Source organism: Rhizobium sp. SRI_017 (assembly GCF_057586295.1).
Map to the genome: position 1 here is coordinate 521700 of NZ_JBYCZP010000002.1, position 25053 is coordinate 546752.

The following is a 25053-nucleotide window of genomic DNA, read 5'->3' on the forward strand; positions in this document are numbered from 1 at the left end:
GAGCCCGCCAACGATGCCTACGGCGTGAAATCGGTCCTCGCCGTCTTCGAACCGGTCGAAATAAATCCATCATGAGGGTCGTCCCAAACGCGCGTGGCGGTTTCGAAGGAGACCCCGTGCTTGGCCTTGTTGATCCGATCTTTATTCTCGTCCCATTCGAACCGCATTCTTATGTCCTGTAAATACAAAAATGTACATACAAGCTTGAGTCAGAATGCATGCCTGTACGGCTCGGCGATCCAGCGATGAGCTTGGCCATCTGCGACCACATAGCCGAAGCAGGGAAAGTCCATATGCATGCCGGCGACAAGCAGTCGTTTCTTCGATGCCCGATCGAATGCGAGCTTGCGGTTTGTGGCTGCCAACTTGCCGTCGATGTCATAGCTGAGCGACACGTCGGGATGGGCGAACTGGATCGAGGGCAAGTGGACGACATCGCCCCAGATGAGGAGGCGCTCGTCGCCTGACCCGATAAGAAAGCCGGTATGACCCGGTGTATGGCCGGGCAGGGGCAGCGCCTCGATGCCCGGCAGGATCATCCCGCTCTCTAAGAGCCGCAGGCGGTCGACATAGGGCGTGATGGCGCGTCGCATGTAGTCCGGTGGCGGTTCGGTGGCGCCGAAGCGGAAGCGATGGTCCTCGGCATGGATAACGAGCTCTGCATTCGGATAGGCGGCCGCGCCGTCCGGAAGCGTGAGACCACCATAGTGGTCGGTGTGGAGATGCGTCATCAGCACGGCACTGACCCGGTTGGGATCGATTCCGCTCGCGAGCAGGTTGGCTCGGCCAAGACCGAGATGCTCGTCCAATTCGGGCGCACCGCCTGCATCAATGAGAACAGTGTCGTCGCCGCGGGTGATGGCGAACAGCGCAGTTGGCAGCATGGGTGGATAGGAACGAAGATTCTCGTCCTGCAGCCGCCGAGCTTCTTCAAGCGGGATGTTGGTGGCCGCTTCGAGCGCGATCTCCACCACGCCGTCGAAGATCGCGGTGACAACGATATCGCCGATGCGGCGGCGGTAGAAGCCCGGGTTGTTTGCAGTCATGATACGAAATCCGTCTTGCGGTAGCCCTGGAGGTAGAGGAGGGCGGTGAGGTCGCCGTGATCGATGCGGATCTGCGCTTCAGCGGCCACGGCAGGCTTCGCGTGAATTGCGACGCCGGAACCTGCCACATGCAGCATGCCGAGATCGTTGGCACCGTCGCCGACCGCCATGGCATCGTCGGTGGAGATGTTGAGGCGGGCGGCGAGTTCGTTCAGCGCGTCGACCTTGGCCTGCTTGCCGAGGATGGGTTCCTTGACCTCGCCGTTGAGTTTGCCATCCTGCTCGAGCAGGATATTGGCGCGGTTCTCATCGAAGCCGATCAGGGCGGCGATGCGACGGGTGAAGCTGGTGAAGCCGCCGGAGACGAGCGCGGTATAGGCGCCTCTCGCTTTCATGGTGCGGACGAGCTCTATGCCCCCAGGCGTCAGGGTGATGCGGCTGTCGATCACCGTGTCGATGACCGAGACATCGAGGCCCCTGAGCAGCGCGACGCGTTCGCGCAGCGCGGGCTCGAAGGCGATCTCGCCGTTCATGGCGCGCGCGGTGATGGCGGCAACCAGGTCCTTGAGGCCGGCCTCGGCGGCGAGTTCGTCGATGCATTCCTGGCCGATCATGGTTGAATCCATGTCGGCGATCAGCATTTTCTTGCGCCGGGTTTCAGCGTCCTGCACGGCCACATCCACCGCGTGACCAGCAACGGTTTCACGGAGAAGGGCGAGATATTCATCCGCCGCCATGCCGTCGGGAAGAGGAATATCGCAGGCCACCCCGTCGGCAAGCCAGTAGAGCGACCGGCCTTTCACGGCGTCGGCGGCAGCTTCGCCCAGCCTTTGGGTGAGGACCGGATTTGACGGATTGGCAATGAGCGTGGCAACGAGGGCCATGAAGAAAATTCCCGAAAACACAATGGACGCGATCCTGATAACCGGGCCTACCGCCAGCGGCAAGTCCGCGCTCGCGGTGGAATTGGCGCGGGAGCATGGGGGCGAGGTGATCAATGCCGATTCCATGCAGGTCTACGATACGCTGCGGGTGCTGACGGCCCGGCCAGATGAGGCCGACATGGGCGGCATCAAGCATCATCTCTACGGGACCGTGCCCGCCGGACAGGTCTTCTCGACCGGTGAATGGCTGCGCGCGGTGGCGCCGATGCTGACGGATGTCCGGTCGCGCGGCAAGCTGCCGGTCTTTGTCGGCGGCACAGGACTCTATTTCAAAGCGCTGACTGGCGGGCTGTCGGAGATACCCGAAGTACCGGCTGAAATCCGTAGCAAGTGGCGCAAACGACTTGCCGAAGATGGGCCCTGGGCCCTGCATGCCGAGCTTGGAGCGCGTGACCCAGATATGGCGGATCAACTGGGCACGTCTGATGGCCAGCGGATCGTGCGTGCGCTCGAAATCATCGATGCGACGGGTCGGTCACTGGTCTCGTTCCAGAAGGGAACCGGGAAGGGCCTTGTCGACCCTCGTCGCGTGCGGAAGCTGATCGTCGAGCCGGATCGCGCGGTGCTTCATGATCGGATCAACAGGCGCTTCGCCACTATGTTCGAACAGGGGGCGATTGAAGAGGTTGAGGCGTTGCTCAGGCTCGACTTGCCGAAGGACATGCCTGTGATGAAGGCGATCGGCGTACCGCAGATCGCGGCCCTGCTGCGGGGAGAGTTGACGCGGGAGCTGGTGATCTCTCAGGCTTCGGCGGCGACGCGGCAATATGCCAAGCGGCAGATGACCTGGTTCCGCAATCAGATGGACGAAAGTTGGGAGCGGCTGAACCCGGTCGCTTGACAATTTCCCGAATATGGGATTTTTTCTCTCATATGGAAACGAGCGAAAAATCCACTCCATCTCTCGATACTCAGATCGCTACCCGGCTGAGGGCGTTGCGCGCCGAGCGCAACTGGTCGCTGGAGGAGCTTGCGAAACGCAGTGAGGTCAGCCGCGCGACGCTGTCCCGGCTGGAGAATGCCGAGGTCAGCCCGACGGCTAGCGTTCTGGGACGCCTTTGCGCGTCTTATGGCATGGCCATGTCGCGGCTGATGCGGATGGTCGAAGAGGATTTCGAACCGGTGATCCGGCGCGAGGCGCAATGGGTCTGGCATGACCAGGCGGCTGCTTTCCAGCGCCGCTCCGTCTCACCGCCAAATGCGGCGCTGGCAGGCGAGGTGATCGAGTGCAGCCTCGGACCGGGCACGCGCATTTCATATCCTGAGCCCTCGAAGCCGGGTTTGGAGCACCATCTCGTCATGGTGGAGGGGCATTTGCGGCTGACCGTGAACGGTGCCGCCCACGATGTCGGCGCGGGCGACTGCCTGCGCTACCAGCTGCATGGCGCGACCGAATTTGCGACGCCCGACGATATTGGCGCGCGCTACATTCTTTTCATGGTGTGAGGTTTTTGAAATGACGGACGCGATGACGATCGTGCAGTTTTCCCCTGGGGATCTCGAGGCCAATCTGGCCGGGCTGACCGAGATCCTGCATGCAAGCGTGATGGCGGGTGCCAGCATCAACTTCATATTGCCTTATGCGGCGGACGACGCAGCACGGTTCTGGACCGACAAGGTGCTGCCGGGGCTCAGGGGTGGCAAGCTCCTGATGCTGGTCGCCTGGATCGACGGCAGGATCGCGGGAACGGTGCAACTCGACTGCGACACGCCGCCGAACCAGCCACACAGGGCGGAGCTGCGCAAGCTGATGGTTCATCCCAATTTCCGCAATCGCGGCATTGCCCGTGCATTGATGGCGGAAATAGAAGGCATGGCGGCGTCACGCGGACGCCACCTGATCACGCTCGACACGAGGACCGGTGACAAGGCCGAGCCGCTCTATGCATCGCTTGGCTATGTGACGGTCGGCATTGTGCCGGCCTATGCCCGCGATGTGTTCGAGGATCGATTCGACGATTGTACCTTCATGTACAAGAAGTTAGAGGCGCAGCCTCAACCTATCGCTTGAGAAGATTCGTGCCCGGCGCGCGCGCCAGCAGCCGTTCGCGCAGGGAAGGGCTGGGCTGATAGTTGTCGCCGTCTTCCGCGATCGGTCGCAGGGGCTGGGGCGTCGGAGCGGCGGGCTTGAAGAGCGCGTCGTAGCGATCGATGCGATTGCTGTGCCGCGGATCCTCGTCGGAGGAAACCGCACGGGACACGCCCGGCAGCATGCCCGGATTATAGGGTTCTAGAGTGGAGCCGGGCTCCGGCGTGAGCCGTGGTACGAAACTCGGCTCGTCGTCTTCGTCGAACTGGCCGCTGGAGACGAAGACCGCCTCATGAATGCTCTGTTCAGCTGCGGAGATGCGCGACTGGAAGTCGGAAATGTCGGGCGCACTGGTCTGGCGCATGCGCTCGACCACGTTGCCGAGATTGAGCGTCGAGGGATCGTCGATCGCGTCGCGCACTTCAGCACCATGGGCGCGGGGCAGGGCACTTTCGCTGACACGGTTGAATTTCAGCCGCATCGGCACCGGCAGCGCTTCACCAAAGGCGATCGCCTCGCCATTGGCCAGCGACGAGATGAAATTCAGCGCCGAGACCGACGAGCCAGGAATCGCCTTGCGGATGATTTCCTGGTCGACCTCGTTGGAAAGGCGCATCGAGAAGATGGTCGAGCACTGCGACAGGATCGTCTGGTCGAGTTCGCCCGGACGCTGGGTGATGATGCCGAGCGAGCAGCCGTATTTGCGGCCCTCCTTGGCGATGCGGGCGATGGCCTGGCGGGTCGGGAAGAAGCCGAGATTGGGGTCGGAGGGCACGTAGCGGTGCGCCTCCTCGCAGACCACGAGCAGGTGGACGGCGCCGTTCGACCAAAGCGAGATTTCGAAGGCCATGCGGCAGAGGACCGAGGCGACCGAATTGACGACTTCCGAGGGGATGCCGGCGAGTTGCAGCGTGGCGATCGGGCGGTTGCCGCCGGGAATGCGGAAGACCAGCGAAATCGTGTCGTTGATCGTGTCGCTGATCGTGTTCGAGGTGAACATGAAGCGATAGCGCGGGTCGTTGATCGCGGCGACGAGGCGCTGCTTGAGCGCCCGCAGATAGGGTTTTTCCGAGCGGCCGTCGAGCTTGCCGATGCGTTCATCGATCAGGGCGAGCAGGTCGGCGACGCGGTAGGGGACGGGCGTGTCGGCGGTAAAGCCGTTGCGTTCGCTCTGGCGGCGACTGTTCATGCCTTCGCCGCGGAAGGCGCGCTTGGCGTCGGGGATCAGGTCACGGAGAACATCGACTTCATCGGAGATCGGTGGGCGACCGCGATATAGCACTTCGGCGAATTCCTCGAGCCGGAAGAGCCAGAAAGGCAGATCGAGGGAATCCGTATCGATCACCACGGCCTTGTCGGGGAATGCCGCGGCGAATTCGTTGTGCGGGTCCAGGATAAGAATGCGAAGTTTTGGGTCGGCCTCGATGGCCTTGTGCATGAGCAGCGATACCGCGGTCGATTTGCCGGCGCCCGTCGAGCCGACCAGCGCGAAATGCTTCGACAGCATCGATGGGATGTGGACGCCGGCGTCGATCGTATCGTCCTGGCTGAGTTTGCCGATGACGCTCGTTTCGATCGTGCCGCGATCATAGATCTTCACGAGATCCGAGGAGCGAATCTGGTGGGCGCGGGCGCCGAGATAGGGATAGGTCGAGATACCGGTCGAGAACTGCTCGCGGCCATCGGGAAAAACCCGGACTTCGCCGAGCAGTTCGAGATCGACGATGAAGCCGTTGGTGGCGTTCTCGTCCCAATGTGTGGAAGAGGCCCGCATCGCCCTGGTCAGCGCGATCACGCGGTTCTTGCCGACAAGAATAGTGACGAGCCTGCCGACCGACCAGAGATCAGCCTCGGCCTCGTCCATCGATCCGATCTGGGCGGCGACCGTTGCATGCGCGCCATCACACGACACGACGTTGCCGATGAAGCGTTCGCTCCATTGCCTTGAATCGCGCCGCTCCTGGACGCCCGCCGAAGGCGAGTTTTGCAAATCTCTGCTGAACAACGCAGTACTCCGAAGGCAGACGCTAGACCCTAGCAAGGGCGGGTTAACAAGCCATTTCGGTACATTGTCCCGCGATGGTACAAGAATGTGCCGGCCGTTATTTCCCAGGCTTTGTCGCGGGCGATTGACATAAATACCAACTGGTCGGTATGCTGAATTGGGAAGAGGAGACCTGATCCATGTCCACTACTGCCAAATCTTTGCCTGATGGTATGCATACGCTGAACCCGCACATTGTCTGCGCTGATTGCGCCGGCGCTATGGAGTTCTACAAGGCAGCCTTCGGCGCCATCGAGGAGATGCGGATGCCGGGGCCGGAAGGGAAGATGATGCATGCCGCGATGCGCTTCGGCGATTCCATGCTGATGCTGATGGATGAGTTCCCCGAATGGGGAGCCAAGGGGCCGAAGCTGATCGGCGGGACGCCGGTGACGATCCACATGATCGTCGACGATGTCGATGCGGTCTTTGCCCGGGCCGTTGACGCAGGCGCCAAGGTCGTGATGCCGGTCGCCGACCAGTTCTGGGGCGACCGCTATGGCATCCTGGAGGATCCCTGGGGCCACAGCTGGTCGATCGCAACGCCGGGCGAGCGGCAGCTCAGCCCGGAAGAGATCGCCGAGAACATGAAGAACATGGCGCCCGCCTGATCTCCAGGGCGCCATTGGAGCCTATTCGGCTCTGAGCTAGCCGGGAAGCATCCGCCATGCTTCCCGGCTATTTCGTTTTCAGGCGGCGAGCTTCGTCTTGGCGCGGCGCGCGTCGCGCAGCGCCTCTGTCCACCAGATGAGGTCGTCGAGCATCTTCTCTGCGGTTTCCACGAGATAGGGATAATCCGCCATGGTCTTTCCCTCACGCATGATGCCCAGCATCTCGGTCATGCCGATGGAGACGTTCCATTTCAGGCTCGCGACCTGAAGCTCGGCGAGGATGTGGCGGAGATGCTCGACCGCGCGCGTACCGCCGCTGCCGCCATAGGAGAGGAAGGTCGCCGGCTTGCGGTTGAACTCGCGATAGACATAGTCGAGCGCGTTCTTGAGCACGCCTGATATCGAGTGGTTGTATTCGGCGGTGATGAAGATGTAGCCGTCGAGGCTGTCGATCTTCTCCCCCCATGTCTTGGCCATGTCGTTGGCCGGCGGCACGTAGAATGGAGAGCCCACTTCCTCGAAGAAGGGCATAGGATAATCACGCAAATCGACGATTTCGAAGGAAGCGTCGCTGCGCCTGCCGGCGATTTCCATCAGCCAGTTGAGCGGCGCGTCGGCAAAGCGGGCTGCGCGCGTGGTGCTGACGATGATGCCGATTTTCGGTTTGTCCACCATTGTGTTCTCCTTGCTTACGAATGGTAAGCAAAGAACTATGTGTAACTAATATGCGGGACAAGACGGCACTTTTTTGGGAATGACTTACCTTTTGGTAAGTGTCGAATAAACGGCGGGATCGATGCGTAAGACTTTCAACGGCGGCTATGAGTGCTGCCCGCCCGCCTGAGTCGTAGATCAGTCAATTCGAGCGCAGAGAGAACGACGGTGTCAAAATTGCTAAGCAGGAATGGTGGGTTGAGATTTTTGCTCCTCGGCGCCTATTTTCTGACCGCGGGTATTATCCTCTATTGTTTCATCATGGGCACGCCTTTGGGCTATGAACTCCGGTCTGTCTATGCCGGCATGTTGGTGTGCACCCTGCTGCTAATAGGATTTCTGATTTCTCTCGGGGGTGTGTTCGTTATCCTGGGCGACAATCTCGGTCTCTTCGCACCTGAAGCCAGTGTCGAATAAGCGATCGATGCGACGCAGCCGTGCTCTAATGATCGCCCAGGCCGACGTTTGAATCTCCACCTTGGTCGAAGATCTGCTGAGAGTGCTCGATGCCATCGCGATGCTCCATCACCCAGTCGGCGATGGGGACGATGGCGCAGCGCAACGATCGGCCGCGATCGGACAGGCAATATTCCACCTTGGGCGGAATTGTCGGATAGACCTTGCGCGAAATCAGGCCATCGCGTTCGAGATTGCGCAGGGTCACTGTCAGCATGCGCTGCGAGATGCCGGGGACGGCGCGGTGCAGGTCCTTGAAGCGCATCGTTTCCTCGCCGAGGACGTTGAGCAGCAGGATCGACCACTTGTCGCCGACGCGCGACAGGATCTGCGCGATCGGACGGCAGTCGCTGGGGAGATGGTGGTTGACTTTCGCCATATATCAAACGGTTTCCATGGGCCGAGCGCCCGCCAAAACCATAGATGGGGTCATTTGATCGTTCTGACAAGCGAGATGGCGGTGGCCAGGTCGGTCTGCCGCGAGAAGCCGGTCTTGGAGAAGATGTTCTTGAGATGAGCGCGGACCGTTTCGCGCGATATGCCGAATGTTTCGGCGGTGTTGCCAATGTCGCTGCCGGCCGCGAGCGCTTGCGCCACGCGGGCCTCCATGGTGGTGAGGTCGAAGAGGCCCTGGATGAGCTCGACTGGCGCGAGCCGCGTGGTGTCGAGCGGCGTCAGGATGACGAAGAAGGCAGCCATGGCGAAAAGATCGCGCGCAAAGCCGGCCACCGGCACGAGATGCAGAACTGCGGCCTCCGTAGTTTCCGTCCGCGACAAAGCGATCGAGCGGCTCGCCAGCGGCTTGCCGTTGTTGCCGGCCTGCGCGGCGGCGAGACATTCCTCCAGGATAGAGTTCGCGTCGCTATTGTTGAGCTTGAAGCGATTGCCGGCGCCGATCGCCGTCCTTTCAAAGCGCTGATCGAACAGCGTATTGCTGTCGATGACGCGGCCACTGATATCGATCGCTGCCGATGGTAGCCCGGTCATGCCGAAGGCCTCGTTGGCGCTCCGGACCTGTTCGAAAGCCAGCCGCGAGGCCAAGAGTGCCGAGCGCGCGAGGTGGGGTCTCAGTTCGGTAAGCCGCGTAACCGCCTCCCTTTGGACAGGTCCATCATCGCGCCGCCGCTCGAGCGAAAGGATCAGCGAATCCCCGTTCGGGATCTGGATATGGGTGGCAGTCGCATAGCCCCAGCCGAGCGGCCAGAGGAGATCGCGGTAGATCGGCTCGCGCGACATATCCTGCATGGTGAAATGATCGGCATCCGAATGAAATTCGGTGGAGGGCAGAGAAAGAAGGACCTGGCCGCGTGCATTGCGGGCCCACCAGCCCTCTTTCGTTGCCTTTTCGTAAAGCTCCGAAAGATTTTCGGTCAGCAATGTTCGATTGGGCACATGGTCACGCGCCGAAATGACAAGACCTCCGGAGCATCCCGCAAGTGCAGCGAGATGATCCAGCACCTCACTCCACTGGCCGGGTACGAGCGCAGCCTCGTATATCCCGTCGATGATTTCCTCGTTACTCTTCATACGGATCCTGTTTCTCACCGTCAGATTTAACGTATGACCAATGAAGTCAACATTCTATTTGCGTCTTTACTGATAATTTTGAAAAATTTGATCCCCGAATTTGCATCGCGCGATGCAACCCTTTTGCGATTGACGTTTGAGACCTTTGCGATTAATGCTTCGCGCCATGAAAATTCAACTCGCAAACATTCTCGTAGTAGGACGGCGCATGGGCAGGATGGTGTAACCATCCGGCGATAGCCACCCATGCGCAAATCGAGGCTCCCCAGGGGGCCTTTTTTTATGCCCTGAAACTTGATATCGCGACGGCCAACGGGAAGGAAACAAAGATGGCGGAAAATCCAGACAATCAGATCACAGGGGCGGAGATCGTTCTGCAGGCGCTGCGCGACAATGGCGTCAAGCATGTGTTCGGCTATCCCGGCGGCGCGGTGCTGCCGATTTATGACGAGATCTTCCAGCAGGAAGACATCGAGCATATTCTTGTCCGCCATGAGCAGGGCGCCGGCCACGCGGCCGAAGGCTATGCACGTTCCACCGGCAAGGTGGGCGTCATGCTGGTCACGTCGGGTCCGGGAGCGACCAACGCGGTGACGCCGCTGCAGGATGCGCTGATGGATTCGATCCCGCTTGTCTGCATCACCGGCCAGGTTCCCTCGACGCTGATCGGTTCCGATGCCTTCCAGGAATGCGACACCGTCGGCATCACCCGGCCCTGCACCAAGCACAACTGGCTGGTCAAGGACGTCAACCAACTCGCCAAGATCATCCACGAAGCCTTCCGCATCGCCCAGTCCGGCCGGCCGGGTCCTGTTCTGATCGACATCCCCAAGGACGTCCAGTTTGCCAAGGGCACCTACCAGGCGCCCGACAACGTGCCGATGGAGGCGCATTACCAGCCGCGCATCCAGGGCGAAATGTCCGAGATCGAGAAGGCTGTCGCCATGATGGCCGGTGCCAAGCGCGGCATCATCTATTCGGGCGGCGGCGTCATCAATTCCGGTCCGGTCGCCACCAAGCTTCTTCGTGAACTGGTCGAACTGACCGGCTTTCCGATCACCTCGACGCTGATGGGCCTCGGCGCCTATCCGGCATCGGGCTCGAACTGGCTCGGCATGCTCGGCATGCACGGCAGCTACGAGGCGAACATGGCGATGCATGACTGCGACGTGATGCTCTGTGTCGGCGCACGCTTCGACGACCGCATTACCGGCCGGATCAATGCGTTTTCGCCGCATTCGAAGAAGATCCATATCGACATCGACCCGTCCTCGATCAACAAGACGGTCCGGGTCGATGTGAAGATCGTCGGCGACAGCGCCTCGGTGCTCGAAGACATGCTGCGCGTCTGGCGCGCCAACGCCCGCATGGCCGAGAAGGCTCGCCTCAACGATTGGTGGAGCCAGATCAACAAGTGGCGTGCTCGCAACTCCTTTGCCTACAAGCCGAGCAAGGACGTGATCATGCCGCAATATGCGGTCGAGCGCCTTTACGCGCTGACCAAGGATCGCGATACCTACATCACAACGGAAGTCGGCCAGCACCAGATGTGGGCGGCACAGCTCTACCATTTCGAAGAGCCGAACCGCTGGATGACCTCGGGCGGCCTCGGCACGATGGGCTACGGCCTGCCGGCGGCGCTGGGCGTGCAGATCGCCCATCCCGACAGCCTCGTTATCGACATTGCCGGCGACGCTTCCGTGCAGATGACGATGCAGGAGATGAGCTGCGCGGTGCAGTACAATGCGCCGATCAAGATCTTCATCCTGAACAACCAGTATATGGGCATGGTGCGCCAGTGGCAGCAGCTGCTGCACGGCAACCGTCTTTCCAACTCCTATACCGAGGCGATGCCTGACTTCGTCAAGCTGGCAGAAGCCTATGGCGGTCACGGCATCCGCTGCGAGAAGCCTGACGAGCTGGACGACGCCATCCAGGAGATGATCGATGTCAAGAAGCCGGTTCTGTTCGATTGCCGCGTCGCCAATCTCGCCAACTGCTTCCCGATGATTCCCTCGGGCAAGGCGCATAACGAGATGCTGCTGCCGGACGAAGCCACGGACGAGGCGGTCGCCAATGCAATCGACGCCAAGGGCCGCCAGCTCGTCTAAAGAACTCGGGATCGGGACAGAACAATGAACAAGCACCTACAGCCGAGCGGTTCGGCTTATTTTATCGCAAAAGAAACGGAGATCGCCGAGAGCCATACGCTCTCGGTGCTCGTCGACAACGAGCCCGGCGTCCTTGCCCGCGTCATCGGCCTGTTCTCGGGCCGTGGCTACAATATCGAGAGCCTCACGGTCTCCGAGACGGAGCATGCCTCGCACCTGTCGCGCATCACCGTGGTGACGCGCGGCACGCCGCATGTTCTCGAGCAGATCAAGGCGCAGCTCGAGCGCATCGTGCCGGTGCACCGCGTGGTCGACCTGACTGTCCGGGCGCGTGAATTCGGCCAGGAACGGCCGATCGAGCGTGAGCTTGCGCTGGTCAAGGTCGCCGGCAATGGCGAGCAGCGCGTCGAGGCGCTGCGCCTGGCCGAGGCCTTCCATGCCAAGGTCATCGACGCGACGGTGGGTCATTTCGTGTTCGAGATCACCGGCAAGTCCTCGAAGATCGACCAGTTCATCGCGATCATGCAGCCACTGGGACTTAATGAAGTGTGCCGTACGGGTATCGCCGCGATGAACCGCGGTGCGCAGAGCATGTAACAGCGATCCGTTGATACGAAAATGCCGCTGGAGATCAGATCATCTCCAGCGGCATTTTGCGTTTCGGTGGCGGGAACAGGGGATCGAGCGTCCGCCAATCTTCGTCAGTAATCTGCAGATCGATGGCCGCGCGATTTTCCTCGGCGCGATGGAAGCTCGACGTCTTCGGGATGGCAATGACATTGCCCTGGCGGATCAGGAAGGCGAGGGCGACCTGCGCCGGTGTCGCCTGATAAGCCTTGGCCAGATGAATAAGGTCGGCATTTGCGACAAGCGTACCCTGGTCGACCGGCGAATAGGCCATGATCGGGATATCGCGCTGGCGACACCACGGGATGAGGTCGAATTCCGGGCCGCGGCGGTTGAGATTGTAAAGGATCTGGTTGGCGGTGACATTGCCGCCATGGGGAACCGAGACCAGCTCCTCCATGTCATCGGTGTCGAAATTCGACACGCCCCAGGCGCCGATCTCGCCGTCCGCCTTGAGGCGTTCGAAGGCCTCTACCGTTTCGGCCAGCGGGTGCTCGCCGCGCCAGTGCAGCAGATAGAGGTCTATGCGGTCGATCTTGAGCCGGTCGAGGCTGCGGCGGCAGGCATCTATCGTGCCGCGCCGGCTGGCATTCCAGGGATAGACCTTGGAGACAAGAAAGATCCTGTCGCGCTGGCCTTCGATGGCCTTGGCGACGATCCGCTCGGCGCCTCCGTCGGCATACATTTCCGCGGTGTCGATCAAGGTCATGCCGAGTTCGATGCCTCGCTTGAGGCTTTCTACCTCGCGCGACGCCTCTGAAGCGCGCTCGCCCATCATCCAGGTGCCTTGGCCGAGCGCTGGCACCGAAATGCCGTTGGGCAGCCGGACGTCGGGTATCGGTCTTGCGGTCATGGTCGCGTCTCCCTCGCTTGTCCGAACATAGGTTCAGCGAGCAAGGCCCACAAGCTCAGAGCGTCTCGAACTGCTGGTAACAATCGTCAGCCACCTTGCGCAGCATATCACGCGGAATCTCGCCGGTTACTGCGTAGGAAAGCTTCTCATCGATCCAATAGAAGGTCTCGACTTTGCCTTCGGAGGCGAAGCGGAAGCTGGTAATGGCATTTGCCTCGCTCTGGCCGACGAGGATGGTAAGCCGCTTGCCGGCTGCGTCCTCATACATCATGAGCGCGCCGGCCCGGCCATTGACCGGCACGAGACGACCGCCGACGAGGCTGAAGCCGCGCGCGGAGAGATCGGGCGCGGCGAGCTGGTGGCCGAGCTTCTTGCTCAGCCACTTGACGAGATGGTCCTTCTCGTCGGCGCGGACCTCCACGGGATGGCGGACTTCGCTTGCATAGATCAGGAAGGCGGAACTCGCCTCCTGATGGAGCTCGGCTTGGGCAAGGGGCTCGGACCACGGCGACAGTGGTGCATAGCGACCGACGCCGACGCCAAGCGCGAAAATGCAGGCTGCGGCCGCGGCCTGAAAGGATCGCGCTTTCCATGGATTGGCGGGATTTGCTTGAGCCGGCTTGAAAGTCAGCAGTGTCTCATCACCTTCGCGGCTGATGCGATAGGGCGCGAACATGGTCTGGATGTCACGGTTCTGCTGCTGCCAGGCGCGAACGCGGGCGGCATCTTCCGGATGCGTCTTGAGCCAGGCCTCGACGCGGGCGACGTCGCCGTTGGAGAGCTGCGCGTCGGCAAAGGCCAGCAGATCCTCTTCGGTTACGGGTTTGCCGGGGTCGGTCATTCGGTTCTCCGGAGCGGTACTATATTGTCTTCTTCGAGATAGCGGGCGATCTCGGCGCGCGCCCGCGACAGCCGCGACATCACTGTGCCTATGGGGGCATGCGTGATCTCAGCGACCTCAGCATAGGAATGGCCTTCGACGACCACCAGCATCAGCGTCGCGCGGAAGTCGGGCGAGAGGCGGTCGAGTGCGCGCTGAAGGCGGGCACGTTCGAGCGGGTCGCCGACCGGAGCGTTTTCTGGCAGGTGCGATGCGTCGTCGAGGTCGACGGTGGGAAACCTGCGCTCGCGCCGCGTGCCGTTGCGATAGAGGTTGGTCAGGATGGTCATTGCCCAGGCGCGGAAGTTGGTGCCGGACCAGCCGGCGCGTGCCGAGAGTACCCGCTCCACGCTGTCGTGGAGCAGATCCTCGCCGTCGGCGTCCGAGCGTGTCAGGCTGCGCGAATAGCGCCGGAGATCGGGCAACAGCGCGAGCAGCCTGGCCTCGAAACTCGACGGAACCGGTGGTCCGCTACCGGTCTCGCCGCTATCGTCAGGTCTATGGCCTTGCGGCATCCCAAACGCCTTTGAACCCGTCGCCCGTCACATCGCCGCTCTTGGTGTCCTTCACCCAGTAGTACAGCGGCATACCATCTTTTGCCCATTGCATGGAGCCATCCTTGCGGGTCACGATCGTATAGGCACCATCGGCCTTGTCGTCCGCCGTCGCCATGAAGGGCGGCCATGCCTTGGCGCAGCCGTCGTAGCAATTGGATTCGCCTGGCTTGTCATTCTTGAACGTATAGAGCGTCATGCCCGTGTCGCCGGCGAGCACGTCGCCCTTGTCGGATTTGACCGTGGTGACGGCGGGGGCGGCGACGGCAGCGCTGGCTGTGACACTTGCTGCCGCACTGGCCAGCAAGATGAGCGTCAGGATCGATCGGATGCGCATTATGTTCTCCCATTCGTTGGTTGGCCAAGCGCGGTTTTCGCCCAGCCTGAACATGAGAAACATGGACGCGTGATTTTATTCCCGCCGACCGCAGATAAATGAAATGCCGTGTCTCGCAGGAAGCCGATGACCGGCGTCCTATCAAAGCCAGTGCGGTAAGTTTCATTTCTATTCATTGGACGAACAGGGATTGGGTCAGCAATATTGACCTATTGGAGGAGCCCATGTCGCCAGAAGTCTTTCTGTCCCTCGTCCTGTTCGCCTTCACCACCTCGGTCACCCCGGGTCCGAACAATATGATGCTGCTGGCGTCGGGCGTGAATTTCGGCATGCGGCGCACGATCCCGCATATGATCGGCATAGAGCTGGGTTTCGCCAGCCTGCTCGCAGCCGTGGGCTTTGGTCTCGGCGCGCTGTTCCTGTCCCTGCCCACCCTCTATCTCGTTCTGAAGATATGCGGGGGGCTCTATCTGCTCTGGATTGCTTGGTCGATCGGCACGTCACGCTCGCTCGGCAGCGGCAAAAGCTCCGGCGAGCCGATGAGCCTGTGGTCGGCGGCGGCCTTCCAGTGGATCAATCCAAAGGCCTGGGTGATGGCGATATCGTCGATGGCCGCGTTCGCCGATCCCAATCAACCAGTGATGAGCGTGTTGATTGTGACGGTGACTTTCGTCGCCCTCGCATTGCCATGTCAGGGCGGCTGGGCAGGCTTCGGCGCGCTGCTCAGGGACTGGTTGTCGCATCCGATGCGGCTCAAATGGTTCAACATCACGATGGCGGTGCTGCTGGTGCTTAGCCTCTGGCCGATGCTGAAGTAACTGCGACACCGGCTTGCCAACGCGGCATTTTTCCTCCCACGCCTTGCCATTTGGAGGACTGCCTATCCCGCTTTGGGGCATCTGCGAAGCAGGGTACGCGAGAACAATCCGCGAATAATTTTGCGAATCCCACCGTATTTACGACGGAATTCGAAATCCGCGGTGGCTATATGATCTTTCGGATAGTTTTCTGTGCGTGTCTTCTACTCGCGCCCGCAGCAAAGGCGGACGAGCTGGGCATAGAAATTTTTACGGACGCGATAAGCTACGCCGTCACCTGCACTCAGATTACGTACCACATCGACAACTTGAACGCCCTGGCACTAAGACATCACCTCGACATGAGCGAAGGCAGTGCGCACATGAAACGAATGTTGGAAGTCGGGGAACGCAAACGGCTGGCACTCACCGAACTTCCAATGACGACCGTCTGCGCCGATGGGCTTTTGTTCTATGGACCGAGGGGCACTAAGCATCCCGGTCTGCTATGGAAATAAGTCAGTGACCGACGTCAGATTTCGGCAACGTCAAGCCCTCGTCCATATAACGAGCGAGAGCATCCACTATAGCGGCTCACCCTTTTTCTTCAGCCTCGGTTTTCCGTGCGCGCGACGATGCGAAGGTCCAGGCCCTCTACGTGGCGGGCATCGCGGCCGGCGGTGCCGACGAGGGCGGACCGCATTCGGTGCGCTGCTTCGCGACTGGCTGTCGCATCCGGTGCGGCTGAAATGGTTCAACATCACGATGGCGGTGCTTTTGGTGATCAGCCTCTGGCCGATGCTGAAATAGTACAACTCCGGCTTGCCAAGTCCGAGATTTTGTTCTTATTATGTTCTCGATATTCGAGGGCTGACATGCTGGGCTATCTGATGATCGGGGCGAATGACGTCGCCCAATCGGTACGCTTCTACGATACGATCCTTTTGCCGCTTGGATATCGGAAGGAGGACGGCGACGGTTACACGCGTTACGCCATGGATGGCGTGGCGGATCGGGATAACGGGCCGGGCACGGTTTATGTCATGAAGCCGTTCGATGGCGCGCCTGCGACGCCGGGCAACGGCATGATGCCTGCCTTTCGTGCGCGGGATGCCGCCAAGGTCCGGGAATTGCACGCAACGGGCCTTGCAGCTGGCGGCACCGATGAAGGCGAACCCGGGACGCGGAGTTATTACAGCCCGGACTTCTACGTCGGCTATCTCCGTGATCCCGTAGGCAACAAACTCGCGCTGTTCACAGTGCTGGAAGAGCAATGACGGAATGCCGCCATGACACGTTGCCTTTCGATACCGAATCCTGCCAAGTCCGACCATGCAATTTTCCACCCAACAAGATGAGGCGCTCAAGGCCGTCGCGCGCTGGCTGAAGGAGCCGCGGAGCCAGGTTTTCCGGCTGTTCGGCTATGCCGGTACCGGCAAGACGACGCTTGCACGGCATTTTGCCGAGGAGGTCGATGGCGATGTGCTGTTTGCAGCCTTCACCGGCAAGGCAGCACAGGTGCTCAGGTCGCGCGGGGCGTCGAATGCCAGGACCATCCATTCACTGATCTATCGGCCGAAAGGCGAGGAAGAGGTCGAGGACGAAGTGACCGGCAAGACCTCGGTCTCGCCGATGTTCTCGATCAATCGGCAGAGCCCGGTCGCCAAGGCCAAGCTGATCGTCATCGACGAATGCTCGATGGTCGACGAGGCGCTCGGCAAGGACCTGCTCAGCTTCGGCACCAAGGTGCTGGTGCTTGGCGATCCTGGCCAGTTGCCGCCGGTCTCGGGCGGCGGCTTCTTCACCGAGCAGGAGCCGGACTACCTGCTCACCGAGATCCATCGCCAGGCACGGGACAATCCGATCATCCAACTCGCCATGCATGTGCGTGAGGGCAAGGAGATCATGCATGGCGACTACGGCACCGCGCAGGTCATCGGCCGGAATGAGGTGACGCAGGAAATGGTGCTCGAGGCCGATCAGGTTCTCGTCGGCACCAACAAGACCCGCAAGCGCTACAATCTGCGCCTCCGCGAACTCAAGGGCTTCCCCACCGGCTATCCGGCAGCCGGGGACAAGCTGGTTTGCCTGAGGAACGACCAGGTCAAAGGCCTGCTCAACGGCTCGCTCTGGCAGGTCATGTCGTCTTCGAAGGAGACGGCCAAGCCGGGCATCAACCTGCTCGTCCGGCCCGAGGACGACGACATGGATCGCGGGGCTGCGAAGATCAAGCTGCTCAAGGCAGCCTTTGAGGATGTCGACGGCGAACTGCCCTGGTCGATGCGCAAGCGCTACGACGAATTCGACTATGGCTATGCGCTCACCGTCCACAAGGCGCAGGGCTCGCAGTGGAACAATGTGGTCCTGTTCGATGAGAGCTGGGCTTTCCGCGACACGCGCGAGCGCTGGCTCTATACCGCGATAACCCGGGCGGCCGAGACGATCACGATCGTGAAGTAGTCAGTCGCCGATCATGCCGAGCAGGACGGCCTTGGCTACCGCCTGGAACCGGTTGTTGGAACCGAATTTCCGGATGATCGCGGTTTCCGTCGTCAGCACCTCTTCCATGCTGCGGCCAGTGACATTGCCGATGCGGATGGGGGTATAGCCCTCGGACATCAATCCGAGACATTGAAATTCGAAATCGTTGAGGAAGGGCGGGCGAGCTTCATTGTCGTTGGTCTCATCGTGTTTCGGCGCGCCATGATCGAGCAGTTCGTTGACCTGCTGCATCTGCCGGCGGATGAGCGACTCGTTGCTCATCAGTTCGCGCTTGTGCTCGGTGAGCGCATTTCTCAGCGTCGTATCAGCCTCGTCCTGGGAGCGTGAGCCCTCGAGTTCGCCGAGCAGGTCCTGTATCTGAGCGATCGACATGCCGGTCTCGCGGCAGAGATTGATCAGGGCCATGATCTTGACCTGATGTGGCCCATAGACCCGCATCGCGCCGATGCGATCGGCATGGAGGAGCTTCTTCTCTTCATAGAAATGCAGCGTCCTATGGGTGACGCCGAAGATGTTGGCCATGTCGGCGATGGCCACGGGCCGCGTCGGTAGCTTCTGGTGAAGAGGAACGGAAGGAAGGAACTGGAAGCGCGACCGCGCCGCAGCGTCCAATGAAAAAGATGTATATTCTGCCTGCATGCCAGCGCGCCCTCACAGTATTCGCTCCAACCAGCAGTGGCGCCCTACAATGCAAACCTGAGGTGCAAAACGAAGTGGCTCGAACACGCGAGCAACCTGACCATTCTGCATCGGTGCCGTTCCGGCACTCTTTCGCCTCAGGCCGTTTTATACGGCGCTTTCGGTAGCTACACCCGAACCTTGCCGGAAAACCGGCTCAGACCTCCCGGATGGAGCTGATTTCCGTTATACGCGAAATAGATAGCCGTGTAATCCTCATTTCTTGCGATCAGCCGGCCCCGTATTTCAGTGGGGTGCAAAGTTTCGCGTAAGCCTCAATCTTCAGTTGCTGCGACACATAACGCTTTTGCATCGATGCTTCACCGATTGTCGGTGGCGGGTGAGGGCGAGATCGGCTAGTGATCAGGCATAGTCCAAAAGCGGATCGACCATGTCTGCCAAGCTCTCCGTCAACGTGAACGCCATCGCCATGCTTCGGAACCGGCGCGACCTTCCCTGGCCCAGCGTGGTCCGGTTCGGCCGTATCGCGCTTGAGGCGGGAGCGGGCGGGCTCACCGTTCATCCGCGGCCCGATCAGCGGCACGTCCGCTTCACCGATGTCCCGGAACTCAAGGCGCTGATCGAGGAGGATTTTTCCGGTCGCGAGTTCAATATCGAGGGTTATCCCAGCGAGGACTTTCTCCAGCTCGTCGAGACGCATCGGCCGCATCAGGTGACCTTGGTGCCCGACGATCCGGTCCAAGCCACGTCGGACCACGGCTGGGATTTCCTGGCCAATGAAGCACTGCTCAAGACGATCTCGACACGGCTCAAGGCGGCCGGAATACGCGTGTCGCTCTTCGCCGATGGTGATGCGAGCCGTGCGCAGATCGATGCCGCTTGGCGATCGGGCGCTGATCGGATCGAGCTCTATACTGGCCCCTACGGTGCTTGCCATGACGATCCGGTGGGGGCCGAGGCCTGGGCTGCCAAATTGGGTGCGACATCGAGCCATGCCATCAGCCTGGGCCTCGACGTCAATGCCGGGCATGATCTTACAGTTGCCAATCTGCCGCTGCTTTGCCGGCACATTCCCAAACTGGCCGAAGTTTCGATCGGCCACGGCTTGACAGCGGACGCGCTCGAATATGGCATGGCAGAAACGGTGCGCCGGTTCCGGCGTGCCCTGGGGGAAACGATCTGATCCGGGCCGCCCGGATCACGGGCGGACAAGATGGACAGGATTGCGATCTGCGGTGCCGGGCCGGCAGGCCTTGCCATGGCCTTGATGCTGACCCGTGCGGGTCACGAGGTCGATCTCGTCGAGCGTTTTGATGAGCCTGCGCCCGTTGGCTCCGGACTTATCCTTCAGCCGACGGGGCTTTCGGTTCTCGACATGCTCGGGCTCTACGATCGGATCCGTGGACTAGGTCATCGCATCGATCGTCTTTGGGGAACCGACTATCGCAGTGGCCGGGCCGTGCTCGACGTCCGCTATGACTCCGGACCAAAGGGTCGGTTCGGGCTGGCGGTCCAGCGAGCCGCACTTTTTTCTACCCTGCATGATGCGGTCGTCGCTGACGGCATCCCGATTCTGTCGGGGCGCGCCGTTGTTTCGGTTCGAGATATCGGCGGCAATCCGGTTCTGAAACTGGCCGACGGCTCCGAGATGGGGCCATACCGAATGGTGATCGATGCGACCGGAGCCCGGTCGCAGTTGATGACAGGACTCTGTTCTGGTGAGAAATCGCGCGAGCTTGCCTATGGGGCATTCTGGGCAACACTCGACGCGGCCGCCATGCCCTATGAGCCGAACGCACTTGTTCAGCGTTACGACAAGGCGAGCGTAATGATCGGAGTGCTGCCCGTCGGCAAGCTCACACCCGATGGCCGCGATAAGATCGCCTTTTTCTGGAGCCAGAAGATCGGTGAAGCGGAGTCGGTGATGGGCGAGGGTATTGCGGCCTGGAAGAAACGGCTGGTGAGCTATTGGCCGGAGACTGCGCCGATGCTGGAGGAAATCACGGCTTGGGATCAGCTGACGCTGGCGCGTTACCATCACCGTACGCTTCAGCGGCCGGCCCGGGGCCGCGTCGTCTTCATCGGGGACTCAGCGCATTGCACGAGCCCTCAACTCGGGCAGGGCGCCAATATGGCACTGCTCGACGCGGCGGCGCTCGCGATTAGTCTTGCCCGCACCGTGACGGTCGACGATGCAATAGAGGCCTATTGCAGCGCGCGCCGCTATCACGTCCGGCTCTTCCAGCTTCTGTCGCTGATGTTCACGCCGTTCTATCAGGGCGATTCGGCGGCCCTTGCCTTTATCCGCGACCAGATCGTCTCTACCTTAGCCAAGATACCGCCCGCGCCAAGCTTCCTCGCTTCGATCGTGGCCGGCGCGCTTCTCAATCCCTTCTCGTCTGTTGGGGTTGCAGAGTGCGATTGGAGGGATGGTCAATAATCCCTGAAAATTCAGGGCATTTCCCTGCTTTTCTTTTTGGGAACAAGGCTGTATGAAATCTGATCATAAGTCATAATTCAAATTCATTTTTATCGGTCTTGACGGGGAGTGAGGCTCCGAACATGTTGACTTTGCCTGCAAAATTACGCCGCAAGAAGCAGCCCTTCCTGTCGATACGGTCGCAGCTGGCGCCGCGCAACCTCCGCCGCCAGGCGGTGCTGTTTTATTCCGAACTCAGGGAGTTCATTGGTGCCAAGGGGGTCGAGGATGCCGGCCCTGGCTTCATGCGCTATCTCGCAATCGGCAAGAACGGCGAACTCGATATGGAATTCGGCTATCTGACGACGCGCGTGCATGCCGGCGGTGGGCCGGTGCGGTCAGGAATCCTGCCGTCAGGCATGTTCATGACGGCGGAATGGACGGGCCCCTATGAGAAACTGGGGGAAGTCAATGCCATGCTGCCGGGTTGGGCCCAGCATAATGGCGTCGAACTGGATGTGTCGGAGACTGAAGACGGCACCGTCTATGGATGCCGGCTGGAAATCTATCACGTGTCGCCGCGGCACACGGAGGATGAAGCGAACTTCCGCACTGAAATCGCCATTCTCACGCGAAGCAGTTCGGAGTCCGGTGCGGCCGAACGGACGGCTCAGCCCGGCGAGGACAGTGCGGGGTCGTTCTCGCACTTGCCGATCGGCAGCTGGCGGAACGAGTAGATATCGGTGATTGCGCCCTGGCCGTCTGTGTCGACCTGCATGCAGCCGCAGGCATGGCCGTAATTGCCGTTGGTTGCTACATAGTCGCCGGCGGAGATGTCACCGATATTGTCCATGCCGTTGGCTTCGTAGCTACCCTGGGTCATCATCGTCCACTGACCGTCGCCGTCGGTGAGCCACCAATTGCCCGGCGTCGGATTGTTGACCCAGCCGCAGCGATTTTCCGCGGCCTGCGCGAAAGATGCCCCAAGAAGGACAATCACGGCCGAAGCCAGGGCTACTCTCTTCATAAATTCCTCCGGATTATGGCTGGGCATGCCGCTTCTGGGCGGAAGCGCACGCGTCATACTTATGCATACTTTCTCTTCTGCTCGAAAGCCACGGCATTTCCCATGGCAAACATTGCAGCAGATTCGCAGTGGATGCGCGTCGAATCGAATCCGGGCAAGGGCAGATTGTCCGGATCGAGCAACAGGCAGATCTCGGTGCAGCCGAGGATGATGGAATCGGCGCCTTCTGCTTTGGCGGCTGCGATAATGTCGAGCATTTCGACGCGGGAGTGGTCGAGGACCTTACCCTTGCAGAGTTCGTCAAAAATGATCGCGTGGATGCGGTCGCGCGCGTCCTTCGGAGCGACCACCACCTCGACACCATGGTCGGCCATCTGCCGGTGGTAGAAGCCGTCTTCCATCGTGTAGCGAGTCGCAATCAGCAAGGGCCGCTTGGCGCCTTTTGCTTTCAGCGCCAGTGCGGTTTCGTCGATAATGTCGATCAGCGGCACCGAGATGGCGTCGCGGACAGGCTTGGCGACCTTGTGCATGGTGTTGGTGCAGATCAGCACGCAATCGGCGCCGGCCTGTTCGAGGCGTCCGGCGATCCCAGCGAGATGCCGAGCGGCCTCGTCCCAGCGACCAGACTGCTGGAGGGCGACGATGTCGGCGAAGTTCACGGAATGAAGCAGCAGCTCCGCCGACGCCAGGCCGCCCAGCGTGTCTCGCGCCATGCTGTTGAGCTGGTTGTAATAGACAGCGGTGCTTTCGAAGCTCATGCCGCCGATCAATCCGATGGTCTTCATGCGTCTCATCCTTATCAAGATATAAGACGAATGTGACACGGCTTTTCCAGCAGATGTTTGCAAGTTTTGCCGCCTAGTTCCAGCTGTTGCAAAATTGGCGCGCAACTGTAAGAGAATGCGCTGAAAATTTGCGGAGGTATGGAAATGCTCGATGATCGCGACCGGAAAATTCTGACAATCCTGCAACGTGATGCTGCGGTATCGGTTACTACGATCGCCGACAGGGTGGCACTTTCGGTGTCGGCTTGCTCGCGCCGTATCGCTCGTCTCGAAGCTGAGGGATATATCGCCCGCCGCGTCGTGGTGCTCGACCGCGAGAAAATGGGCGTGCCGACAATCGTCTTCGCGCTGGTCAAGACCACGCGGCATGCCGAGGAGTGGGTGGACAGCTTCCGCAAGGCGATCGCCGGTATCCCGGAAGTTGTCGAGGCGCACCGGCTGACCGGCAATTACGATTATCTGCTCAAGATCCTCCTTCCACGCGCCGAGCATTACGACCATGTCTACAAGGAGATCATCCGCAAGGTGGAATTGTTCGATGTTTCCGCCTTTATCTCCATGGAGGTGATGAAGGCGGATGAGGGGATGCCTGTCGCCTACGCGGACTGAAGATCAGGCCAGGAGCTTGATGAAGTCGATGACCATGGCGGAAATGACACCGGTGCCGGTAAGACTGACGCCGATGACCATGTAGCGCGTTGCCCTGTCATACATGGTGCGCTTGACAGAATCGTGCCGGAGCAGGCGCACGAGCGCAACGATCTGGAAGACGATGCCACTGGACAGCAGAAGTACCGTGGGCAAGTCGGTGAGCATCCAGGGCACAGGATTGTTCGCCCATTGCGTCACGAAGCTCAGCGAAAACGAGAGCAGGATGCCCGAGACGGTCAGCGTGCCGTTGCGGAACAGCATTTCCACGAGTTGTTCGTTGTCGTCACTCTGCATCGGCCCGACTCCCCTGCGCCTCGTCTTTGGCGGCAATTCTGGAGAGATCGGACCGGTAATGCAATGGATGCATCATCCGCTTCCATCGCTGGACAGAAGCGGATGAGAGGACCGATCGATCAGGCCGCGTGGCTCTTCTCGCTATCGAGATGGGCGAGCTGAGCTTCGGGATAGCGCCCTCCGGCGACTGCATCTTTCGGCACGGCTGCCTCCAGGACGGCGAGATCCTCCGGCGTGAGCGAGACGTCGAGAGCCTTCAGGGACTCTTCGAGCTGATGGCGCTTGCGGGCGCCGACGAGTGGGACGATGTCCGAGCCCTGAGCTGCGACCCAGGCGATCGCTGCCTGCGAAGCCGTCATCCCCTTGGATTGGGCGACCTTCTGCAATGCCGCTGCGAGTAGCTCATTGCGGGCGAGGTTGTCACCTTGGAAGCGAGGCGAGTGAGCACGGAAGTCGCCCTTGCCAGCCGATTGGCTGCCACTGAGCAAGCCGCGCGACAGCACGCCGTATGCGGTGATGCCGATGCCGAGTTCGCGCGTTGTCGGCAGGATGTCCTTCTCGATGCTGCGCGACATCAGCGAGTATTCGATCTGCAGATCGACGATCGGGTGAACCGCGGCGGCGCGGCGAATGGTTTCCGGGCCGACCTCCGACAGGCCGATATGCCTGACATAGCCTGCCTTCACCATGTCGGCGATGGCGCCGATCGTGTCTTCGATCGGCACATTCGGATCGAGGCGGGCAGGGCGGTAGATGTCGATATGGTCGACGCCGAGACGAACGAGCGTATAGGCGAGCCAGGTCTTCACCGCTTCCGGCCGGGCATCGTAACCGATCCAGCCGGCGGACGGGTCGCGCTGGGCGCCGAACTTGACGCTCAACTGCACGCGGTCGCGATCCTTGCCTTTGAGCGCTTCCGCAATCAGCAGCTCATTGTGGCCCATCCCGTAGAAGTCGCCGGTATCCAGCAGGGTCACACCGGCTTCCATCGCGGCGTGGATCGTGGCGATGCTCTCGGCGCGGTCGGCGGGGCCATACATGCCCGACATGCCCATGCAGCCGAGGCCGAAGGTGGAGGTTTGCGGGCCGGTCTTTCCGAGTTGAACGATCTTCATGATGATCTCCTTTCTGCTTTCCGTTGGGATGGAGGTCTTTTAGCGCGGAGAGCTTTGTGCGATAATCCATCTAAACATGAACGGCCCGTGC

Annotated in this window: 30 protein-coding genes and 1 pseudogene; 15 read left to right on the forward strand and 16 right to left on the reverse strand. The window is 60.7% G+C overall.

The annotated features are described in order from the left end of the window. Nucleotides 1-17: 17 nt before the first annotated feature. From AC2YI2_RS07285 to serB, 3 genes are read right to left on the reverse strand one after another with little or no spacing between them, the layout of a single operon-like run. The gene (locus AC2YI2_RS07285) at nucleotides 18-167 is read right to left on the reverse strand and encodes a BrnT family toxin (RefSeq protein ID WP_487385770.1); all 150 of its coding nucleotides are present in this window, start codon (nucleotides 165-167) and stop codon (nucleotides 18-20) included. A 42-nt stretch (nucleotides 168-209) separates the two neighbouring features. Next, entirely contained in the window at nucleotides 210-1046 is an 837-nt protein-coding gene (locus AC2YI2_RS07290; RefSeq protein ID WP_487385771.1) for an MBL fold metallo-hydrolase, read from the reverse strand. Continuing rightward, entirely contained in the window at nucleotides 1043-1930 is an 888-nt protein-coding gene (gene serB, locus AC2YI2_RS07295) for a phosphoserine phosphatase SerB (RefSeq protein WP_487385772.1), read from the reverse strand. The genes AC2YI2_RS07290 and serB overlap by 4 nt, the downstream gene beginning before the upstream one ends. On the opposite strand from serB, the gene miaA reads away from it, so the two are divergent. The 3 genes from miaA to AC2YI2_RS07310 are packed head-to-tail and all read left to right on the forward strand — an operon-like array spanning nucleotide 1929 to nucleotide 4001. After that, nucleotides 1929-2831 carry a tRNA (adenosine(37)-N6)-dimethylallyltransferase MiaA gene (gene miaA / locus AC2YI2_RS07300; RefSeq protein WP_487385773.1) on the forward strand — a complete coding sequence of 301 codons (903 nt, stop codon included), beginning with the start codon at nucleotides 1929-1931 and terminating at the stop codon, nucleotides 2829-2831. The genes serB and miaA overlap by 2 nt on opposite strands. Nucleotides 2832-2863: 32 nt before the next feature. Further along, nucleotides 2864-3436 (forward strand): helix-turn-helix domain-containing protein, encoded by a 573-nt coding sequence (locus AC2YI2_RS07305; protein WP_487385774.1) that lies wholly within the window; start codon nucleotides 2864-2866, stop codon nucleotides 3434-3436. Nucleotides 3437-3446: 10 nt separating this feature from the next. After that, nucleotides 3447-4001, forward strand: a complete 555-nt coding sequence (locus AC2YI2_RS07310; RefSeq protein ID WP_487385775.1) for an N-acetyltransferase family protein — start codon at nucleotides 3447-3449, stop codon at nucleotides 3999-4001. Here AC2YI2_RS07310 and AC2YI2_RS07315 read toward each other — a convergent pair. Continuing rightward, the gene (locus AC2YI2_RS07315) at nucleotides 3991-6024 is read right to left on the reverse strand and encodes an ATP-binding protein (protein ID WP_487385776.1); all 2034 of its coding nucleotides are present in this window, start codon (nucleotides 6022-6024) and stop codon (nucleotides 3991-3993) included. The genes AC2YI2_RS07310 and AC2YI2_RS07315 overlap by 11 nt on opposite strands. 179 nt (nucleotides 6025-6203) lie before the next feature. On the opposite strand from AC2YI2_RS07315, the gene AC2YI2_RS07320 reads away from it, so the two are divergent. Next, nucleotides 6204-6674, forward strand: a complete 471-nt coding sequence (locus AC2YI2_RS07320) for a VOC family protein (RefSeq protein ID WP_487385777.1) — start codon at nucleotides 6204-6206, stop codon at nucleotides 6672-6674. A 78-nt stretch (nucleotides 6675-6752) separates the two neighbouring features. Here the strand turns inward: AC2YI2_RS07320 and AC2YI2_RS07325 are convergent, their stop codons facing one another. Next, nucleotides 6753-7349, reverse strand: a complete 597-nt coding sequence (locus AC2YI2_RS07325) for an NADPH-dependent FMN reductase (RefSeq protein ID WP_487385778.1) — start codon at nucleotides 7347-7349, stop codon at nucleotides 6753-6755. 237 nt (nucleotides 7350-7586) lie between these two features. Here AC2YI2_RS07325 and AC2YI2_RS07330 point away from each other — a divergent pair, with 237 nt between their 5' ends. Then, a complete protein-coding gene (locus tag AC2YI2_RS07330) occupies nucleotides 7587-7805 on the forward strand; it encodes a hypothetical protein (RefSeq protein ID WP_487385779.1) in 219 nt (72 codons plus the stop codon). Between the two features lie 25 nt (nucleotides 7806-7830). Here the strand turns inward: AC2YI2_RS07330 and AC2YI2_RS07335 are convergent, their stop codons facing one another. Then, complete coding sequence (locus tag AC2YI2_RS07335; protein ID WP_487385780.1) at nucleotides 7831-8223, reverse strand: winged helix-turn-helix transcriptional regulator; 393 nt, start codon at nucleotides 8221-8223, stop codon at nucleotides 7831-7833. 50 nt (nucleotides 8224-8273) lie between these two features. Beyond that, the gene (locus AC2YI2_RS07340; RefSeq protein ID WP_487385781.1) at nucleotides 8274-9371 is read right to left on the reverse strand and encodes a helix-turn-helix transcriptional regulator; all 1098 of its coding nucleotides are present in this window, start codon (nucleotides 9369-9371) and stop codon (nucleotides 8274-8276) included. A 329-nt stretch (nucleotides 9372-9700) separates the two neighbouring features. On the opposite strand from AC2YI2_RS07340, the gene AC2YI2_RS07345 reads away from it, so the two are divergent. Beyond that, nucleotides 9701-11482: an acetolactate synthase 3 large subunit gene (locus AC2YI2_RS07345; protein ID WP_487385782.1), complete on the forward strand. Its 1782-nt coding sequence runs from the start codon at nucleotides 9701-9703 to the stop codon at nucleotides 11480-11482. A gap of 24 nt (nucleotides 11483-11506) precedes the next feature. After that, on the forward strand, nucleotides 11507-12079 hold the full coding sequence (gene ilvN, locus AC2YI2_RS07350; protein ID WP_487385783.1) for an acetolactate synthase small subunit: 573 nt from the start codon (nucleotides 11507-11509) through the stop codon (nucleotides 12077-12079). 34 nt (nucleotides 12080-12113) lie between these two features. On the opposite strand, the gene AC2YI2_RS07355 is transcribed toward ilvN, so the two are convergent. From AC2YI2_RS07355 to AC2YI2_RS07370, 4 genes are read right to left on the reverse strand one after another with little or no spacing between them, the layout of a single operon-like run. Next, nucleotides 12114-12962, reverse strand: a complete 849-nt coding sequence (locus AC2YI2_RS07355) for an aldo/keto reductase (protein ID WP_487385784.1) — start codon at nucleotides 12960-12962, stop codon at nucleotides 12114-12116. Between the two features lie 55 nt (nucleotides 12963-13017). Continuing rightward, the gene (locus AC2YI2_RS07360; RefSeq protein WP_487385785.1) at nucleotides 13018-13803 is read right to left on the reverse strand and encodes an anti-sigma factor family protein; all 786 of its coding nucleotides are present in this window, start codon (nucleotides 13801-13803) and stop codon (nucleotides 13018-13020) included. Beyond that, nucleotides 13800-14357: an RNA polymerase sigma factor gene (locus AC2YI2_RS07365; protein WP_487385786.1), complete on the reverse strand. Its 558-nt coding sequence runs from the start codon at nucleotides 14355-14357 to the stop codon at nucleotides 13800-13802. The genes AC2YI2_RS07360 and AC2YI2_RS07365 overlap by 4 nt, the downstream gene beginning before the upstream one ends. Continuing rightward, the gene (locus AC2YI2_RS07370; RefSeq protein WP_487385787.1) at nucleotides 14341-14733 is read right to left on the reverse strand and encodes a COG4315 family predicted lipoprotein; all 393 of its coding nucleotides are present in this window, start codon (nucleotides 14731-14733) and stop codon (nucleotides 14341-14343) included. The genes AC2YI2_RS07365 and AC2YI2_RS07370 overlap by 17 nt, the downstream gene beginning before the upstream one ends. 224 nt (nucleotides 14734-14957) lie before the next feature. Between AC2YI2_RS07370 and AC2YI2_RS07375 the strand changes: the two genes are divergently transcribed. The 4 genes and pseudogenes from AC2YI2_RS07375 (at nucleotide 14958) to AC2YI2_RS07390 (ending at nucleotide 17990) form a co-directional block, all read left to right on the forward strand. Further along, entirely contained in the window at nucleotides 14958-15551 is a 594-nt protein-coding gene (locus tag AC2YI2_RS07375; protein ID WP_487385788.1) for a LysE family translocator, read from the forward strand. A 681-nt stretch (nucleotides 15552-16232) separates the two neighbouring features. Further along, nucleotides 16233-16340: pseudogene (locus AC2YI2_RS07380) on the forward strand (LysE family translocator); the annotation flags it as partial. A gap of 65 nt (nucleotides 16341-16405) precedes the next feature. Then, on the forward strand, nucleotides 16406-16807 hold the full coding sequence (locus AC2YI2_RS07385; protein WP_487385789.1) for a VOC family protein: 402 nt from the start codon (nucleotides 16406-16408) through the stop codon (nucleotides 16805-16807). A gap of 55 nt (nucleotides 16808-16862) precedes the next feature. Continuing rightward, nucleotides 16863-17990: an ATP-dependent DNA helicase gene (locus tag AC2YI2_RS07390; protein ID WP_487385790.1), complete on the forward strand. Its 1128-nt coding sequence runs from the start codon at nucleotides 16863-16865 to the stop codon at nucleotides 17988-17990. Here AC2YI2_RS07390 and AC2YI2_RS07395 read toward each other — a convergent pair whose 3' ends face one another. After that, on the reverse strand, nucleotides 17991-18671 hold the full coding sequence (locus tag AC2YI2_RS07395) for a MerR family transcriptional regulator (protein ID WP_487385791.1): 681 nt from the start codon (nucleotides 18669-18671) through the stop codon (nucleotides 17991-17993). Nucleotides 18672-19101: 430 nt separating this feature from the next. Between AC2YI2_RS07395 and AC2YI2_RS07400 the strand changes: the two genes are divergently transcribed. From AC2YI2_RS07400 to AC2YI2_RS07410, 3 genes are all read left to right on the forward strand, one after another. Continuing rightward, the gene (locus AC2YI2_RS07400) at nucleotides 19102-19854 is read left to right on the forward strand and encodes a pyridoxine 5'-phosphate synthase (protein WP_487385792.1); all 753 of its coding nucleotides are present in this window, start codon (nucleotides 19102-19104) and stop codon (nucleotides 19852-19854) included. A 30-nt stretch (nucleotides 19855-19884) separates the two neighbouring features. Further along, complete coding sequence (locus AC2YI2_RS07405) at nucleotides 19885-21111, forward strand: FAD-dependent oxidoreductase (protein ID WP_487385793.1); 1227 nt, start codon at nucleotides 19885-19887, stop codon at nucleotides 21109-21111. Between the two features lie 122 nt (nucleotides 21112-21233). Then, nucleotides 21234-21827, forward strand: a complete 594-nt coding sequence (locus AC2YI2_RS07410) for a GyrI-like domain-containing protein (protein ID WP_487385794.1) — start codon at nucleotides 21234-21236, stop codon at nucleotides 21825-21827. Here AC2YI2_RS07410 and AC2YI2_RS07415 read toward each other — a convergent pair. Both AC2YI2_RS07415 and AC2YI2_RS07420 read right to left on the reverse strand, forming a co-directional pair. Beyond that, nucleotides 21761-22117, reverse strand: a complete 357-nt coding sequence (locus tag AC2YI2_RS07415) for a DUF4087 domain-containing protein (RefSeq protein WP_487385795.1) — start codon at nucleotides 22115-22117, stop codon at nucleotides 21761-21763. The two genes, AC2YI2_RS07410 and AC2YI2_RS07415, sit on opposite strands and share 67 nt — an antisense overlap. Nucleotides 22118-22176: 59 nt before the next feature. Next, the gene (locus tag AC2YI2_RS07420) at nucleotides 22177-22902 is read right to left on the reverse strand and encodes an aspartate/glutamate racemase family protein (RefSeq protein ID WP_487385796.1); all 726 of its coding nucleotides are present in this window, start codon (nucleotides 22900-22902) and stop codon (nucleotides 22177-22179) included. A 144-nt stretch (nucleotides 22903-23046) separates the two neighbouring features. Here AC2YI2_RS07420 and AC2YI2_RS07425 point away from each other — a divergent pair, with 144 nt between their 5' ends. Continuing rightward, nucleotides 23047-23511 (forward strand): Lrp/AsnC family transcriptional regulator, encoded by a 465-nt coding sequence (locus tag AC2YI2_RS07425; protein WP_487385797.1) that lies wholly within the window; start codon nucleotides 23047-23049, stop codon nucleotides 23509-23511. A gap of 3 nt (nucleotides 23512-23514) precedes the next feature. Here the strand turns inward: AC2YI2_RS07425 and AC2YI2_RS07430 are convergent, their stop codons facing one another. Together AC2YI2_RS07430 and AC2YI2_RS07435 are read right to left on the reverse strand one after the other, a co-directional pair. Next, the gene (locus AC2YI2_RS07430; protein WP_487385798.1) at nucleotides 23515-23847 is read right to left on the reverse strand and encodes a hypothetical protein; all 333 of its coding nucleotides are present in this window, start codon (nucleotides 23845-23847) and stop codon (nucleotides 23515-23517) included. A gap of 119 nt (nucleotides 23848-23966) precedes the next feature. Next, nucleotides 23967-24962 carry an aldo/keto reductase gene (locus AC2YI2_RS07435; protein WP_487385799.1) on the reverse strand — a complete coding sequence of 332 codons (996 nt, stop codon included), beginning with the start codon at nucleotides 24960-24962 and terminating at the stop codon, nucleotides 23967-23969. Nucleotides 24963-25053: the final 91 nt, after the last annotated feature.